14 protein-coding genes and 2 pseudogenes are annotated in these 15,406 nt (G+C 73.3%); all 16 read right to left on the bottom strand.

The features are described from left to right. Window positions 1-195: 195 nt before the first annotated feature. Window positions 196-1,311 (bottom strand): DNA-processing protein DprA, encoded by a 1,116-nt coding sequence (dprA, locus tag QBL21_RS08865; RefSeq protein ID WP_407566355.1) that lies wholly within the window; start codon window positions 1,309-1,311, stop codon window positions 196-198. 425 nt (window positions 1,312-1,736) lie between these two features. Then, complete coding sequence (locus tag QBL21_RS08860; RefSeq protein ID WP_407561464.1) at window positions 1,737-3,359, bottom strand: YifB family Mg chelatase-like AAA ATPase; 1,623 nt, start codon at window positions 3,357-3,359, stop codon at window positions 1,737-1,739. Then, on the bottom strand, window positions 3,359-3,721 hold the full coding sequence (locus tag QBL21_RS08855; protein ID WP_407561463.1) for a YraN family protein: 363 nt from the start codon (window positions 3,719-3,721) through the stop codon (window positions 3,359-3,361). The genes QBL21_RS08860 and QBL21_RS08855 overlap by 1 nt, the downstream gene beginning before the upstream one ends. 120 nt (window positions 3,722-3,841) lie before the next feature. Continuing rightward, window positions 3,842-4,159: a DUF2469 domain-containing protein gene (locus tag QBL21_RS08850; protein WP_018839619.1), complete on the bottom strand. Its 318-nt coding sequence runs from the start codon at window positions 4,157-4,159 to the stop codon at window positions 3,842-3,844. Continuing rightward, window positions 4,156-4,911: a signal peptidase I gene (gene lepB, locus QBL21_RS08845; protein ID WP_407561462.1), complete on the bottom strand. Its 756-nt coding sequence runs from the start codon at window positions 4,909-4,911 to the stop codon at window positions 4,156-4,158. The genes QBL21_RS08850 and lepB (QBL21_RS08845) overlap by 4 nt, the downstream gene beginning before the upstream one ends. A gap of 280 nt (window positions 4,912-5,191) precedes the next feature. Continuing rightward, window positions 5,192-6,283: a signal peptidase I gene (gene lepB / locus QBL21_RS08840; RefSeq protein ID WP_407561461.1), complete on the bottom strand. Its 1,092-nt coding sequence runs from the start codon at window positions 6,281-6,283 to the stop codon at window positions 5,192-5,194. After that, window positions 6,204-7,194: pseudogene (gene lepB, locus QBL21_RS08835) on the bottom strand (signal peptidase I); the annotation flags it as partial. The pseudogene lepB (QBL21_RS08835) and the gene lepB (QBL21_RS08840), both read right to left, overlap by 80 nt. A gap of 334 nt (window positions 7,195-7,528) precedes the next feature. Continuing rightward, the gene (gene lepB, locus QBL21_RS08830; protein ID WP_407561460.1) at window positions 7,529-8,248 is read right to left on the bottom strand and encodes a signal peptidase I; all 720 of its coding nucleotides are present in this window, start codon (window positions 8,246-8,248) and stop codon (window positions 7,529-7,531) included. Window positions 8,249-8,294: 46 nt separating this feature from the next. Next, the gene (gene rplS, locus QBL21_RS08825; protein ID WP_047018333.1) at window positions 8,295-8,642 is read right to left on the bottom strand and encodes a 50S ribosomal protein L19; all 348 of its coding nucleotides are present in this window, start codon (window positions 8,640-8,642) and stop codon (window positions 8,295-8,297) included. Window positions 8,643-8,777: 135 nt separating this feature from the next. Next, window positions 8,778-9,587, bottom strand: coding sequence for a tRNA (guanosine(37)-N1)-methyltransferase TrmD (gene trmD, locus QBL21_RS08820; protein WP_407561459.1), 810 nt, complete (start codon window positions 9,585-9,587; stop codon window positions 8,778-8,780). Continuing rightward, window positions 9,584-10,177 (bottom strand): ribosome maturation factor RimM, encoded by a 594-nt coding sequence (rimM, locus tag QBL21_RS08815; protein ID WP_407561457.1) that lies wholly within the window; start codon window positions 10,175-10,177, stop codon window positions 9,584-9,586. Before rimM ends, trmD begins: the two co-directional genes overlap by 4 nt. Window positions 10,178-10,381: 204 nt before the next feature. Further along, window positions 10,382-10,621, bottom strand: a complete 240-nt coding sequence (locus QBL21_RS08810) for an RNA-binding protein (protein WP_407561455.1) — start codon at window positions 10,619-10,621, stop codon at window positions 10,382-10,384. An 86-nt stretch (window positions 10,622-10,707) separates the two neighbouring features. Beyond that, window positions 10,708-11,163, bottom strand: a pseudogene (gene rpsP, locus QBL21_RS08805) (30S ribosomal protein S16); the annotation flags it as partial. Between the two features lie 354 nt (window positions 11,164-11,517). Continuing rightward, complete coding sequence (locus tag QBL21_RS08800) at window positions 11,518-12,108, bottom strand: hypothetical protein (RefSeq protein WP_407561454.1); 591 nt, start codon at window positions 12,106-12,108, stop codon at window positions 11,518-11,520. Window positions 12,109-12,348: 240 nt separating this feature from the next. Next, on the bottom strand, window positions 12,349-13,776 hold the full coding sequence (gene proS / locus QBL21_RS08795) for a proline--tRNA ligase (RefSeq protein WP_407561453.1): 1,428 nt from the start codon (window positions 13,774-13,776) through the stop codon (window positions 12,349-12,351). 77 nt (window positions 13,777-13,853) lie between these two features. After that, entirely contained in the window at window positions 13,854-15,389 is a 1,536-nt protein-coding gene (ffh, locus tag QBL21_RS08790; RefSeq protein WP_407561452.1) for a signal recognition particle protein, read from the bottom strand. Between the last annotated feature and the right edge of the window lie 17 nt (window positions 15,390-15,406).

Here is a 15,406-nt window from a genome sequence, read left to right as displayed (position 1 = left end):
GCGAGCGTAGCGTGACCGTACGGTCGCATTCTGCGACTGACGGCTCTTCATGAGTACGCAGATGCGTTCCGCGCACCGCACCTGCGGGTTATCGGGAGGTCACAGCGGGGGGACGGGCGCTGCGGCACCGAGTGGGGGTCGGTTTGCATCTCCCCCACCCTTTCACCCGAACGTCCCAGGTCAAGGAACGGCTCGTCACCTTTTGGGGTGCTCAGTGGAGCGCCGGGCCAGGCGCCAGCCGGTGCCGTCGCGGGCGACGAAGCCGAGGGATTGCAGCTCATGAAGCCTGCCCAAGGCTTCGTCGCGCTCCGTGCCCGCTTCCTGTGCGATCTGTTCGGGCCGGGCCGTACCCCTTCCGGGGACGGCTTCGAGCACGCGTGCGGTGGCGACCGGGAGCAGATCGCGTGGTACGACGGGGCCGCGGCGGGCCGGGGCGAGGTCGGCTCCGATGCGGCCGACCAGTTCGACGACCTCGGCGGCCTCCGTGACCAGCTCCGCCTCGCCGCGCAGCAGTTCGTGTACTCCTGAGGAGAGTCCCGAGGTCACCGGGCCGGGGACGCCCATCGTGGGGCGGCCGAGGCGCTGTGCCCAGCGGGCGGTGACGAGGGAGCCGCTGCGGCGCTCGGCTTCGACGACGACGGTGCCGCGGGTGAGCGCGGCCATGACGCGGTTGCGCAGGAGGAACCGCGACCGGGTGGGGTGGTCGCCGGGGGCGAGTTCGGCGACGATCAGCCCCTGCTCGGCGACGCGGCCGAGGAGTTCGGCGTGACCGGGCGGGTAGACCCGGTCGACGCCGCAGGCCAGCACGCCGACGGTGGCTCCGGTGGCGGCGAGCGCGCCGCGGTGTGCGGCGGCGTCGATGCCGTAGGCGGCGCCGGAGACGACGGCCCACCCGGCGTGGGCGAGGCCGTCGGCGAGGGTCCCCGCGACGTGTGCGCCGTATTCGGTGCAGGCGCGGGCGCCGACGAGGGCGACGGACTTCAGCGCCCACAGCCGCAGGTCGGCGCGGCCGCGGACCCACAGGCCGATGGGCCGGGCGGCGGCGAGGTCGTCGAGTTGCCGGGGCCACTCGGTGTCGCCGGGGCAGACGAACCGCGCCCCCACGGCCTCCGCGGCGGCGAGATCCTGCCCGGCGGTGGGTCCGCCGAGCCGGCGCCGGTACCGGGCGAGCCGGGATTCGGCCTCCGGCGAGGGCGGCGGGGCGTCGCCGGTCACCCAGCGCAGCAGTGTGACGGCCCCGTGCGTACGCAGCCACCGCCCGGCGATCTCGTCCCCGGGCTCGACGAGCCGGGTCAGCGCCACCCGCGCCAGGCGCTCGGCGTCATGGTCCCCGGCAGGTGCGGGCGGAGGCGCCTCGGCTGCGGGCGCCCTCCCCGGTCCGGTACGCGCCCCGGGCTGGTCGCCGCCGTCACCGCCCGGCCCCGGCCACGCCGCCGGGCCCCGCACCGTGCCCGGCGCCGGACCGGCGACCGGGCCGCACGGCCCGGCCGGCGGCGGGCTCGGGCCCCCGGGCGGCGGGTCGGCGTCGGCCGATGGCGGGCCCGGGTCGGGTGGGAGCGGGCCCTCGTCGCCCGCCGCCGGGCTCCTCGCTGCGCCCGTCGCGTGGGGGCCAGGGCCGGCCGCGGACGACGCCCACGGCGCGACCGGCGTCCCGACCGGCGTCCCGTCCGCCGGCCCCGTCAGCGGAGTGCTCGGCAGGCCGCTGCGCGGCTTCCATGCGTCTTTCCGGGTCGTGTTCATTCCACGGGCTCCATAGCTGCAAGGGTCCTGGCGCCTCGGGGGACGCCCGTGCGGAGTTCCAGGGCCGCCGCCACGTCCTCCGGCCCCGGTCGGTCGTGTCCCGCGAGGTCGGCGATGCTCCAGGCGACGCGGAGGACGCGGTCGAGGCCGCGGGCGGTGAGCAGGCCCCGCTCCAGGTCGCGTTCGACCGGGGCGAGGACGCCGGGGGCGGGGTGCCAGCGGCGGCGCAGCTCGTGGCCGGGGACTTCGCCGTTGGTGCGCCAGGCGGTGCCGGCGTAGCGGGCGGCGGCGCGGGCGCGGGCGGCCTGCACCCGGGCGGCGGCGTCGGCGGTGGACTCGGCGCGCTCCCCGGCGGCCGACAGCTCCGCGCGGCTGACGGCGTCCACGGCGACCCGGAGGTCGACGCGGTCGAGGAGGGGGCCGGTGAGCCGGCCCTGGTAGCGCCGGATGGCCATGGGCGGGCACTCGCAGCCGCCTCCCTGCCTGGCGAAGCGGCCGCAGGGGCAGGGGTTGGCGGCGAGGACCATGAGGAAGCGGGCGGGGAACTGGACGACGCCCGCGCTTCGGGCCACGACGACGTGTCCGGATTCCAGCGGCTGCCGGAGGGCGTCGAGGATCCGCCCGCTGAACTCGGGCGCTTCGTCCAGAAAGAGCACTCCTCGGTGTGCCAGGGAGACCGCTCCGGGCTTGGGCAGGGCGTTGCCGCCGCCGATGAGGGCGGGCAGCGTCGCGGAGTGGTGCGGGGCGGCGTAGGGGGCTTGGCCGACGAGCGGCTGGCCGGGGGGCAGGGTGCCGGCCACGGAGTGGATCGCGGTCACTTCGAGCGCCTCGGTCTCCGTCAGGGGCGGCAGCAGCCCGGGCAGCCGTTCGGCGAGCATCGTCTTGCCTGCTCCGGGCGGGCCTTTCAGGTAGAGGTGGTGGCCGCCCGCGGCGGCGACTTCGAGGGCGAAGCGGGCCGTGTGCTGTCCGGCGACGTCGGCGAGGTCGGGCCGGTACGCGCCGGGGCCGATGGCCGCCGGGGTGCACCAGCCGGCTCCGGGCACGGCGAGGCGGGCCGAGGGGACCGTGGGTGTGGTCTCGGGGTCTGCGGGTTCGTCGGGGGGCGGCTCGTCGTTGAGGATGGCGATGAGCTGGCGCAGGCTGCGCACGCCGAGGACGGAGACGTCGGGGACGAGGGCGGCCTCGCCGGCGGCGGCTTCGGGCACGACGACCTGGCGGCAGCCGGCGTCCGCCGCGGCGAGCACGGCGGGCAGCACGCCGGGCACGGGCCGGACGCGGCCGTCGAGGCTCAGCTCGCCGACCATGACGAGCCCGGCGAGGGCGTCGGGCGCGATGCGGCCGGCGGCGCCGAGGGTCGCGCAGGCGATGCCTAAATCGAATCCGCTGCCGGATTTGGGTACGGCGGCGGGGCTGAGGCCGACGGTGAGTTTCTTCTGCGGCCAGTCGACGCCGGAGTTGACGACGGCGGCGCGCACGCGGTCGCGGCTTTCGGTCAGGCTCTTGTCGGGGAGCCCGACCAGCGTGAACGTGGCGACGCCGGGCTCCAGGTCGGCCTGGACCTCGACGACGACGCCTTCGACGCCGACGAGGGCGACCGAGCAGGTACGGGCGAAGGCCATCAGGCGGCCCCCCGTACGTGCTCGACGCGGGGGGCGCCGCGCTCCGGCAGCACCACGCCGACGACGTCGATCCGCACGCCGCCCGGCGGGGCGCCGCCGTGCCGCAGGGCCCAGACCTCGGCGAGCCGGCGCAGCCGCTCGGCCTTGGCCGGCGGGACGCCGGCCATCGGGTGCTCCCAGCCGCCTTCGCGTCTGGTCTTGACCTCGCAGACGACGAGGGCTTCGCCGTCGAGCGCGACGATGTCGATCTCGCCGTCGCGGCATCTCCAGTTCCGCGCCAGGACGGTCATTCCCGCCTGGGCGAGCCGCCGCTCCGCGACCCGTTCCCCGTACCGTCCGAGCGCCTGCCGTTGCTTCGGCATCCGGCACCACCTCCCGCGTCCGACTGTGTCGTGCCGCGGAAGGCGGTGTGGATCTTGGTGGATAACCGACGGGTTGTGGACAACTCCCTCACCCATGAGGGTGAGGGTCGGGAGGGGGACTCAGCCCAGGTCGTCGGAGGGCAGTTCCAGGTCGGACTTGCTCAGCTCCTCGATGTTCACGTCCTTGAACGTGAGCACCCGCACCTGCTTCACGAAGCGGGCCGGCCGGTACATGTCCCAGACCCAGGCGTCCGCCATGGACACCTCGAAGAACACCTCGCCCTGGACCGAGTGGACCTGCATCTCGTAGTCGTTGGTGAGGTAGAAACGCCGCTCGGTCTCGATCACGTATTTGAACAGACCGACGACGTCGCGGTACTCCCGGTAGAGCTTCAGCTCCATCTCGGTCTCGTACTTCTCGAGGTCCTCGGCGCTCATGGCACGTTCCCCTTCCGCCTGTGCGTGACCCCATTGTGCGTCGCCCGGGCGCGACGGGCCCGGGCATAGCCGGAAACCGGCCCGTAGGCGGCCCCGCCCAGGATCAGCGCCGCCCCGGCGACGACCGCGAGCAGCAGCGTCCGCAGCGGCCCGGGCTCGGAGATCCCCCCGGGCAGCGCCGCGAAGCCGTCCGGGCGCTCCAGCATGCCCGCGCTGCCCAGCGGCCACGCCGTCGCGTCGACCCGGCCCGTGACGGCGTCGCGGGGTATGGCGCCGCCGCCGGATTCGGCCAGGTGGTTGCGGGAGTCGACGGAGTCGCCGCGGTGGTCGCCGAGCAGGAAGATCTTTCCCTCCGGCACGGTGGTGGCGGGGAAGTCTTCCTGCACAGCCCGCTCACTGTCCGTGACGTACGGCTCCGCCACCGATGTGCCGTCGACCGTCAGCCGCCCCTGCCCGTCGCAGCAGCCGACCGTGTCCCCGCCGACCGCGACGACCCGCTTGACCATGGGCAGGTCGCCCCACGCCGCGTCCTCGAAGACCACGACGTCACCGCGGCGCACCTCGTCGCCCGAGATCCGCTCGGCGAGCACCCGGTCGCCGGAGGCGACGGTGGGCGCCATGGAGGGCGTCGGCACGGTGTACGGCTCGTACGCCACCGCCCCCCAGGCGAAGCCGCCGAGGAACAGCACGCACCCGACCGCCACGGCCAGGCCCGACAGCACGTTCCCCCTGCGACCGGCTCCGCTGCTCATGGCCGCACACTACCCAGAGGTACGGCGGGCAGTCAGCCCGCTCGGTGAACCACCTTGCCCAGCGACTCCCGCTCCGGCGGCGGACAGCGCTGTGGCCCGTGAAGCAGCAGGTCAGAAAGTTCGCGTACGTCCCGGAGGCCGCCGGCCGCCGACGATCACGTCACCCGGACGGCCCCCACGCCCCGCGCACCCGACGCCCGGCCGCCCGAACAGCACAGCCACACAGCCACACAGGCGCACAGCCGCCCGGCGACGACCGACCGCGCGGCCGGCCCCCGCCTCAGTCGTTCAGGTCCGCCCGGCGGATCAGCCGGCGCCGCCGCCACAGCACCAGCGGCGCCGCCCCCAGCAGCCCCAGCGCGGCCGGCGCCGCGCCCGCGGCGGCGTTCAGCCCGCTCTGGTCGAAGGTGTCCGGCACCGGCAGCGTGCCCCAGCGGTCGATCGGCCAGGCCCGCGCGATGGCCCGCCCGACGACCAGGTCCTCGTCCACGAAGCCCTTGTCCGGCGACTTCTCGTGGTAGCGGGAGTCGAGCGAGTCCTGCCGGTGGTCGCCCATCACCCACAGCTTGCCCTCCGGCACCTTCACCGGCCCGAAGTCGTTGTCCTCGCAGGGGGTGTCGCCGGGGAAGATGTACGAAGTCTCGTCCAGCGCCTTGCCGTTGACCTTCACCGGGCCGACGCCCTTGCACTCCACGGTGTCCCCGCCGACCGCGATGACGCGCTTGATGAGGTCCTGCTCCTCCGCCGAGGGCATCAGGCCGATGAAGCTCAGGCCCTTCTGGATGCCTTCGAGTACGGGCCCGGAGTCCGACGGCGGCGCCTCGTTCAGCCAGCCGCCCGGGTCGTGGAAGACGACGACCTCGCCGCGCTCCGGCTCGGCGCCGAACCACGGCGTGAGCTTGTCCACCAGCACGCGGTCGCCGACCTGAAGGGTGTCCTGCATGGAGTTGGAGGGGATGGAGAACGCCTGGACCAGGAAGGTCTTGATGATCAGCGCGAGCACCAGCGCGACCAGGATGAGGATCGGCAGCTCTTTCCAGAAGGAGCGCTGCTTCTTCTCGCCGGCGCCGGCCGTGCCGGGGCCGTCCTCACTCCCGCTGCCGTCGGCCCCGTCCGTGCCGCCCCCGCCGCCGTCGCTCATCGCTCCCGCTTCCGTCGCCGCAGGGCCGCCGGGAGCGCCGGTCGCCGCGTCCGCCGGGACGTCGGGCTTGGCGAGGGAGGGTCGGTGGGTGTCGTCCCGGGTGGTGTCCGCGGGACCGTCGGCCGCCTGCTCCGGAGGGCTGCCAGGAGGGCCGTCGGCCGGCTGCTGCGCCCGCCCCTGACCGGGCCGGTCCTCGGGACCTTCGTGACCGGACCGGGCGCTGACTGCCACGTCCCCCACATCCACTCCTCACCTTGCCGCCGCCTGCCCCGGGTCAGGTGCAGGCCCACCACTCCCATAACGAGCGAGAGTTCCGCAGGAGTCGGGAGGGGCTCCATTCGGCCCACTTCTTTGGAAGACACCTTATTCGCCCGCGCGTCCGACTCCGGAACCGAGGCATAGGTGTCCGGTGAGTCGAATTTGTCCCAGTGGCCGAGCGGCCACGCGATGGCCATGGCCCGGCCGACGACGTCCTCTTCCGCGATCGTGCCGTGGTACGGACCGTCCAGGTGGTACCGCGAGTCGGCGGAGTTGGAGCGGTGGTCGCCCAGGACGAAGATCCGGCCGTCCGGCACGGTGACGTCGAAGGTCCGCTGCGAGGGCTTGTCGCCGGGGTGCAGGTACGGCTCCACCAGCGCGGTGCCGTTGACCGTGACCCGCCCGGAGTCGTCGCAGCAGACCACCCGGTCCCCGCCGACCGCCACCGCCCGCTTGATGAGGTCCTGTTCGTGCTCCGAGGGCAGCAGCCCGATGAACGTCAGCACGCTCTTGGCCTGCGCGACGCCCACCGGGTCGTCGAGCCGGTCCTCCTCGCGGTTGCTGAGCCAGCCGCCCGGGTCCTTGAAGACGACGATGTCGCCGCGCTCCGGCTTCGCGCCGAACCAGGGCGTGAGCTTGTCCACGACGACCCGGTCGCCGATGCGGATCGTCTGCTCCATCGATCCGGAGGGGATGACGAACGCCTGGAGCAGGAAGGTCTTGACGCCCAGCGCTATCAGCATGGCCGCGCCGATGATGAGCGGGATCTCCCTTATCCGCGAGCGGGTTCTGCGCCGCCGCGCCCGCTTGGCCGCCTTGCGGCGCTCCGCCCGCCCGCCGGTCCGCGGCGCCGGCTCACCGTCCCGCCTGCGCCCGTCTGCGGGTTCGTGGGGGTCGTCCTCGCCGCCCCCGCCGTCGGGTTCGTACGAACCGTCGCCGCCCCGCCCGTAGGGGTCCCCGCCGCGCCTGTACGGATCCTCGCCGCGCCCGTGCGGGTCCTCGTCCCCGTACCCGCGGCGCCGTCCGTACGGGTCCCCGCCGCGCCCGTACGGGTCCTCGCCGCCGTACCCGCCACGCCGTGCGTACGGATCCCCGCCCCCGTACCCGCCACCGCCGCCGGCGCCGCCCGCACCACCGCCGCCGTACGGATCACGGGGCCCGTGCCCGCCGCCCGCGCCACGCCGGTCCTCGTGACCGCCGTCCCCGTGACGCGCGTGGCTACCCCCCATATTCCGGCCGCCCCAGCGAGCCGATGCGGTCCGGCGGCCACCCCCGCCAGTCCGCCCTGCCGATCACCTTGTCCACCGAGATCGTGCCGCCGCCCGGCGACCCGAGGTGGTCGCGGGAGTCGCGGGAGTCGCTGCGGTGGTCGCCCATGACCCACAGCCGGCCCGGCGGCACGATGACGTCGAACTCGACCAGCGACGGGGCGTCGCCGGGGTACAGGTACTCCCGCTCGTCGAGCGGCTTTCCGTTCACCGTCACCCTCCCCCGTGCATCGCAGCAGGTCACCCGGTCCTCACCGACGCCGATCACGCGCTTGACGTAGTCGGTGCCCTCGGGCTCCGCGAGACCGGTGGCCGCCCCGGCCTTGCGCAGCAGACCCGGCACCGGTCCCCCGCCGCCCGCGGCGGTGAAGGTCCCGGAGCCGTCGAAGACGACAACGTCCCCGCGCTCGGGTTCGTCCCCGAACGCGTAAGCGAGCTTGTTGACCAATACCCGGTCACCGGGCTGGAGAACCGGCTCCATGGAACTGCTCGGCACCAGGAAGGGCTGCACGACGAAGGCGCTCACGAGCAGCCCGAGCACCGTGCAGCCGGCCGCGACCACGGCGGCCCAGCGGAGCTGGCGCACAAAAGAGGAGCGCGATGTCCCCTCCTGCCCGGACTCCGGGGAGGAGGAGTCGTCGCGCTCCTCGGGCCGCAGCTCAGTGTCCATCGCAGGGAAGCCTAATATGGCGGTTCGCCCGCGTGGACCTGGTGCGTCAGCTCTCGCGCTTCTCCTTGATCTTCGCGGCCTTGCCGCGGAGGTCGCGCAGGTAGTACAGCTTGGCGCGGCGGACCTGGCCGCGGGTCACCAGCTCGATCTTCTCGACGACCGGGGTGTGCACGGGGAAGGTACGCTCGACGCCGACGCCGAAGCTGACCTTGCGGACCGTGAAGGACTCGCGGACCCCGGCGCCCTGCCGGCGGATGACGACACCCTTGAACTGCTGGACACGGGAGCGGTTGCCCTCGATGACGCGCACGTGCACGTTGACCGTGTCGCCGGGCCTGAAGGGCGGGATGTCGTCGCGCAGGGAGGCCGCGTCGACGCTTTCGAGAAGGTTCATGACCGTCTGCTTTCTTCGCCGATGCCACAGGTCATCGACAAGAGTCCGAAGTGGGACAGAGGATGCTGAAGCGTCGTACGGGCGTCGTGTCCCCCTGTGGCAGGGGCGCCGCGTCGGACGTCAGGCAGCAGCGGCCTATTCTTCCACGTCGTCGCCCGTACGCCAAAATCGTCCGTCGGGCCCCTCGGCCCAGCCGAGTTCGGCGAGGAGCGCCCTGTCGTGCTTGTCGTACGTCCCGGGGGCGGCCCGTTCGATCAGGTCGGGGCGGACCTCGGCGGTGCGGCGGAGCGCCTGGTCGCGGCGCCAGCGGGCGACGCGGCCGTGGTCGCCGCTGAGCAGGACGTCGGGGACGGTCCGGCCGCGCCAGTCGGGGGGCTTGGTGTAGACGGGGCCTTCGAGGAGGTCGGCCATGGCGCCGGGGGCGAAGGAGTCGTCCTGGTGGGAGGCGGCGTTGCCGAGGACGCCGGGCAGCAGGCGTACGACGGCTTCGGCGATGACGAGGACGGGGGCCTCGCCGCCGGCGAGGACGTAGTCGCCGATGGACACCTCGTGCAGCCGGTAGCGGCCGGCGTACTCCTCGATCAGGCGGCGGTCGATGCCCTCGTAGCGCGCCGGGGCGAAGACCAGCCAGGGTTCGGCGGCCAGCTCCACGGCCAGCTCCTGGGTGAAGGGCCGGCCGCTGGGGGTGGGGACGACGAGCACGGGGTCGCCGGGCCCGGAGCCGGCGACGGAGTCCAGGGCCGCGCCCCACGGCTCGGGTTTCATGACCATGCCGGGGCCACCGCCGTAGGGGGTGTCGTCCACGGTGTTGTGCCGGTCGAACGCCCACTCCCGCAGGTCGTGGACGCGCACGTCGAGCCGACCGCGCTCGATGGCCTTGCCGAGGAGCGAGAGCCGCAGCGGCTCCAGGTAGGCGGGGAAGATCGAGACGACGTCGATCCTCACGCGGGGCCCTCTCCCCCGCGGGCGCCGTCCGGCCCGTCGTCCGGCCCGCCGTCCGCGCCGCCGCCGGGCTCGTTGCCGCCGGGCTCGTCCAGCAGACCGGGCGGCGGCTCGACCACGACGCGCTGCGCGTCGAGGTCGATCTCGGGCACGATCTCGGTGACGAACGGGATCAGCGCCTCGCCGCCGTCCGGGCGGGCGACGACCAGCAGGTCCTGGTACGGCAGGTGCGCCACCTCCGCGATCCGCCCCACGGGGGTGCCGTCGCGCAGCACGACGTCGAGGTCGGCGAGCTGGTGGTCGTAGAACTCCTCGGGGTCCTCCGGCGTCGCCTCGGGGTCCACGTCGGCGACGAGGAGGGTGTTGCGCAGGGCCTCGGCGGCGGAGCGGTCGGCGACGCCCTCGAAGCGCAGCAGCAGCCGTCCGCTGTGCACCCTGCCGGTGGCGATGGTCAGCGGCCCGGCGGAGGACGGGTCGGTGGTCAGGACGGCACCGGGGGCGAGGCGCCGCTCGGGCTCGTCGGTGCGTACCTCGACGGTGACCTCGCCCTTGATCCCGTGGGCGCGGCCGATCCGCGCGACTACCAGTTGCACGGGTGCCTTCCTCTTCGTACGTCGTCGGCCGCCGCTTCGTACGCGGTCGGCCGCCGCCCGGGTACGCCCCGGGCCCCCGCCCGCCGCGGGCTCACCGGGCGTGCGGGACGGCCGGCCGGCCGCGTACGGCGACGGGCCGGGGCGCCTGCCGGCCTCCCCGGCCCGTGCCGGTGACGACTGCTCCGTCCGTCCGCGCGCGGCGGTTCAGCGGACCTGGTCCACGTCGACGAGGTCGACGCGGATGCCGCGGCCGCCCAGCGCGCCGACGACGGTGCGCAGGGAGCGGGCGGTGCGGCCGTTGCGGCCGATGACCTTGCCGAGGTCCTCGGGGTGCACCCGGACCTCCAGCACCCGACCGCGGCGCAGGTTGCGCTCGCTGACCTCGACCTCGTCGGGGTTGTCGACGATGCCCTTCACCAGGTGCTCAAGGGCTTCTTCGAGCATCGTCAGGCCCCGGCGGCCTCGGCCGGGGCCTCGGCGGGCTCGGCGTCGGCCTTCTTCTCGGCCTTGTCGGACTTCTCGGCCTTCTCAGCCTTGTCAGCCTTGTCAGCCTTGTCAGACTTCTCGGCCTTGTCGCTCTTCTCGGCCTTCTCGCCCTTGTCGGCCTTCTTCGCCTTCGGGGTCACCGCGTCGCCCTTGGGCTCGTCGGCGGCGTCCTTGGCGGCGGCCTCGAAGAGGGCCCGCTTGTCGGCCTTCGGCTCGGGGACCTTCATCGGCTCGGGCGCCGGCAGGCCCTTGAACTTCTGCCAGTCGCCGGTGACCTTGAGGATGGCGAGCACCGGCTCGGTCGGCTGCGCGCCGACACCCAGCCAGTACTGCGCCCGCTCCGAGTCGACCTCGATGCGGGAGGGGTTCTGGACCGGGTGGTACAGCCCGATCTCCTCGATGGCCCGGCCGTCACGGCGGGTACGCGAGTCGGCGACGACGATGCGGTAGTGCGGCGACCGGATCTTGCCCAGGCGCTTCAGCTTGATCTTGACTGCCACGGGAGTGGTGTCTCCTGGAGTTGACGTGGTTGGGCCCACCTAGGTGCTGCGTGGGGTTGCAGTGCCCTGGCGCCCGATGGACGCGCCAGCCGGAGGCGAGAGGGGTCCTGTGCGGCTGTCGAGTTCAGCTCACCATTGTGCCACACCGTCCCGACGCCCCCGCCCGCACCGTCGCACGCCTCGTACCGCCCGCCGGTGCCCGCGAGGGCGTACCGGTCGGGCGGCTGCGCGACGTACCCGTATGGGGCGGCCCACTCCGCTTCAGGCGGCCGCCTCCGCGATCCGGCCGGCGGTCCGGCGGTCGGCCGGCGCCCGGACGGGATCGGGGGGTCAGGAATCGGCGTCGCCGGGCCGTCAGGCCGCGGCGGCGGTCTCCGGGATGCGGAACGGCTTGCCGCAGCCGCCGCAGACGATCGGGGCCTGGGCCAGGACCGACGGCACGACGCGGACGTTCCGTCCGCAGTCGCACACGGCCTTCACCCGCACACCGCCGCCCGACGACCCGTGCCGGGCCGCGGGACCGCGGAAGCTGCGCGGGCTGTCGGCGGCGGTGGCCGCGTCATGAGCCCGCAGCGCCTTGCGCAGGCGCTCGCCGGCCGCGCGATAGCGCTTCTTGGCGGCCGGGGTGAGGGTGACCAGGGAGAATCCGCTGCTGGGGTGGGGCTCGTCGGGGTGGTCGAGGCCCAGCTCCTCGGCGATCGCAAGGAAACGTCTGTTGTGGTAACGGCCGGCCCGGGAGGTGTCCCTGACCCCTCGGGCCGCGGCAATGCCGTGTACGGCTTCGTGCAGGAGTCGCTCGAAGGACAGCTCCGCCCCGCAGGCGGACGAGGACTCCCCGATCAGTGATTCCGGCGCGGCGAGGTCCGGCAACTCCGGGTGGTGCCGCTGAATCTCGGCCCACGCGGCTGCCAGCTCCGCGGCAAGTACAAGTGGTGTCGTGCTCACGTCGGGACTAACGAGCGGGATGCCTCCGGTGTTCCGATTCCCGGCATCCCAAATAATTTGCATCTACCCGTCAGTTCGCGATGATGCGGTCGGGATGGGGGCGCCTGTGTTGATCTGTGGAGGTCTGCCGCTTAAATGATCAGGTCACAACAAAGCCGTACGTGACCGCTTGTGCGCCGTCATGCGGCCTTCGCACCCTGCGTCCCGGCCACGCCCGCCGGCGGCCCCGGGCCCCGGCGATCAGTACGCCCGGGCGACGACGGCGAGCGTACCGGGCTCGTCGTCCGACCCCGGCACCGACCCGTCCGCCGCGATCAGGCAGCGCACCGACACGGCCTGCTCCGCCAGCTTCGCCTCGCCCTCGGGGCCGAGGTCCGCCCACGGGATACGGGCCCAGCCGCCGGCCACCGCCGCCTCGGCCGCGTCCGCGACCGTACGCACGTCCGTCGTCCGTTCCTCACGCATTCGACGTGACTGGCGCAACATCCGTTCCTGATCGTCTTCGAGAATCCGCGGCAGCAGCCCCGCCTCCTCGTTGAGCAGGGCGTCGAGGGCCACCGGCTCCTTGGTGCCGGGCACCCGCCGCACGAGCGTCGCCGTGCCGGCGGCCAGGTCGCGCGGGCCGATCTCGACCCGTACCGGCACGCCCTTCAGCTCCCAGTCCACGGCCCGCCGCCCGAAGGGGACGTCGACGCGGTCGTCGACCCGGACCCGTACGCCGGCGGCGGCCAGCCGGTCGCCGGCCTCACGCACCTTGGCCAGCACCGCCTCGTCGTCCTTCACGGCCAGCACCACGGCCTGCACGGGCGCGAGCCGCGGCGGGACGCGCAGCCCGTCGTCGTCGCCGTGGACCATGATCATGCCGCCGACCATGCGGGTCGTGGAGCCCCAGGAGGTCTGCCACACGTGCTCGCGGGTGCCGTCCGCGGCGAGGTAGCGGGTGCCGAACGCCTTCGCGAAGTTCTGGCCCAGCTCGTGGCTGGTGCCCATCTGGAGCGCTTTGCCATCGCGCATCATCGCTTCGAGGGTGAGGGTGTTGATCGCGCCGGCGAACCGCTCGGCCGCGGTCTTGCGGCCCGGGAGCACGTCGATCGCCAGCACGCCCGCCATGAAGTCGGCGTAGACGTCGCGCTGGATACGGGCCGCGTAGTCCCGCGCCTCCTCGTACGTGGCGTGGGCGGTGTGCCCCTCCTGCCACAGGAACTCCGTGGTCCGCAGGAACATCCGCGGCCGCAGCTCCCAGCGCACCACGTTGGCCCACTGGTTGATCAGCAGCGGCAGGTCGCGGTAGCTCTGCACCCACTTGGCGAAGTAGTCGTTGACGATCGTCTCGGAGGTGGGCCGGACCACGACCGGCTCCTCCAGCTCCTTGCCGCCGGCGTGGGTGACGACGGCCAGTTCGGGCGCGAAGCCCTCGACGTGCTCGGCCTCCCTGGCCAGGTAGGACTGCGGGATGAAGAGCGGGAAGTAGGCGTTCTCGGCGCCCGCCGCCTTGATCCGGTCGTCCATCTCAAGCTGCGTACGCTCCCACAGCCCGTACCCGTACGGTCGGATGACCATCGTGCCGCGCACCGGACCGTTGTCGGCCAGCCCGGCCTTGGTGATGAGGTCCTGGTACCAGCGCGGGAAGTCGTCCGCCTGGGGTGTGAGTACGGGTGCCTTTGCCATGGCGGAGATCGTAGAGGCCGGCCGCGGGCCGCCGGTACTCGTTTACGAGGACGCCGGCGGCCCGCCGGCCGCTGCGCTCACAGCAGCTTCTTGAACTCCTCCGGCAGCTCGAAGTCCTGCGGGGGCTGGTCCGCGCCGCCGCCGAACGGGCTGCCCGCGGCGGCCCGGCGATCGGCCGCGGCCTGCTCGTCGGCCTTGCGCTTCATCGGATTGCCGCTGCGCTGGCGCCCCTTGGCCTTCTTCTGCTGCTTGCCCTTGCGCTTGCCGCCGGCCGCGCCCGGCATCCCCGGCATCCCCGGCATGCCGCCGCCCTGGGCCATCCGCGACATCATCTTGCGCGCCTCGAAGAACCGCTCCACCAGGTTCTTCACCGCGCTGACCTCGACGCCCGAGCCGCGCGCGATACGGGCCCGGCGCGAGCCGTTGATGATCAACGGGTCGTGCCGCTCCCCCGGCGTCATCGACTTGATGATCGCGGCGGTACGGTCCACGTCCCGCTCGTCGAGGTTGTTGATCTGCTCCTTCATCTGGCCCATGCCGGGCATCATGCCGAGCAGCTTGGAGATGGAGCCCATCTTGCGGACCTGCTCCATCTGCGCCAGGAAGTCGTCGAGCGTGAACTCCTTGGGCCCCTTCGCCAGCTTGGCCGCCAGCTTCTCGGCCTCCTGCTGGCTGAAGGTCTGCTCCGCCTTCTCGATCAGCGACAGCATGTCGCCCATGCCGAGGATGCGGGACGCCATGCGGTCCGGGTGGAACGCGTCGAAGTCGTCCAGCTTCTCGCCGTTGGAGGCGAACATGATCTGCTTGCCGGTGACCTGCGCGATCGACAGCGCGGCGCCGCCGCGGGCGTCGCCGTCGAGCTTGGAGAGCACGACGCCGTCGAAGCCGACGCCGTCGCGGAACGCCTCCGCGGTGCTGACGGCGTCCTGGCCGATCATCGCGTCGACGACGAAGAGGATCTCGTCCGGGCCGACCGCGTCGCGGATGTCGGCGGCCTGCTGCATCATCTCGGCGTCGACGCCGAGGCGGCCCGCGGTGTCGACGACCACGACGTCGTACTGCTTGTCGCGGGCGTGGGCGATGGAGTCCTTCGCGACCCGGACCGGGTCGCCGACGCCGTTGCCCGGCTCGGGGGCGAAGACGGCGACGGATGCGCGCTCGCCGACGACCTGCAACTGGTTGACGGCGTTGGGGCGCTGGAGGTCGGCGGCGACGAGCAGGGGCGTGTGGCCCTGGCCGGCCAGCCACTTGCCGAGCTTGCCCGCGAGGGTCGTCTTGCCCGCGCCCTGGAGGCCCGCGAGCATGATCACGGTCGGCGGGTTCTTGGCGAACCGCAGCCGGCGGGTCTCGCCGCCGAGGATGCCGACCAGCTCCTCGTTGACGATCTTGATGACCTGCTGGGCGGGATTGAGCGCCTGGGAGACCTCCGCACCGGCCGCGCGTTCCTTGACCTGCTTGATGAAGGCCCGTACGACGGGCAGCGCGACATCCGCCTCCAGCAGGGCGACGCGGATCTCCCGCGCGGTGGCGTCGATGTCCGCCTCGGACAGCCGGCCTTTCCCGCGGAGGGTCTTGAAGGTCGCTGCTAGGCGGTCGGAGAGCGTATCGAACACGGCGTTCGCGATTCCTT

The organism is Streptomyces sp. 184 (assembly GCF_045781775.1).
Lineage (GTDB): Bacteria > Actinomycetota > Actinomycetes > Streptomycetales > Streptomycetaceae > Streptomyces.
This window is presented reverse-complemented; position numbering and strand designations above follow the sequence as displayed.

Excerpts from the sequence above, each read along its gene's own strand:
- rplS (WP_047018333.1), bottom strand. The coding sequence starts at position 8,642 with ATGAACCTTCTCGAAAGCGTCGACGCGGCCTCCCTGCGCGACGACATC.
- proS (WP_407561453.1), bottom strand. The coding sequence starts at position 13,776 with ATGGCAAAGGCACCCGTACTCACACCCCAGGCGGACGACTTCCCGCGC.
- QBL21_RS08850 (WP_018839619.1), bottom strand. The coding sequence starts at position 4,159 with ATGAGCGCCGAGGACCTCGAGAAGTACGAGACCGAGATGGAGCTGAAG.
- lepB (WP_407561462.1), bottom strand. The coding sequence starts at position 4,911 with ATGAGCAGCGGAGCCGGTCGCAGGGGGAACGTGCTGTCGGGCCTGGCC.
- QBL21_RS08855 (WP_407561463.1), bottom strand. The coding sequence starts at position 3,721 with ATGCCGAAGCAACGGCAGGCGCTCGGACGGTACGGGGAACGGGTCGCG.
- lepB (WP_407561460.1), bottom strand. The coding sequence starts at position 8,248 with ATGGACACTGAGCTGCGGCCCGAGGAGCGCGACGACTCCTCCTCCCCG.
- QBL21_RS08810 (WP_407561455.1), bottom strand. The coding sequence starts at position 10,621 with ATGCTCGAAGAAGCCCTTGAGCACCTGGTGAAGGGCATCGTCGACAAC.
- QBL21_RS08860 (WP_407561464.1), bottom strand. The coding sequence starts at position 3,359 with ATGGCCTTCGCCCGTACCTGCTCGGTCGCCCTCGTCGGCGTCGAAGGC.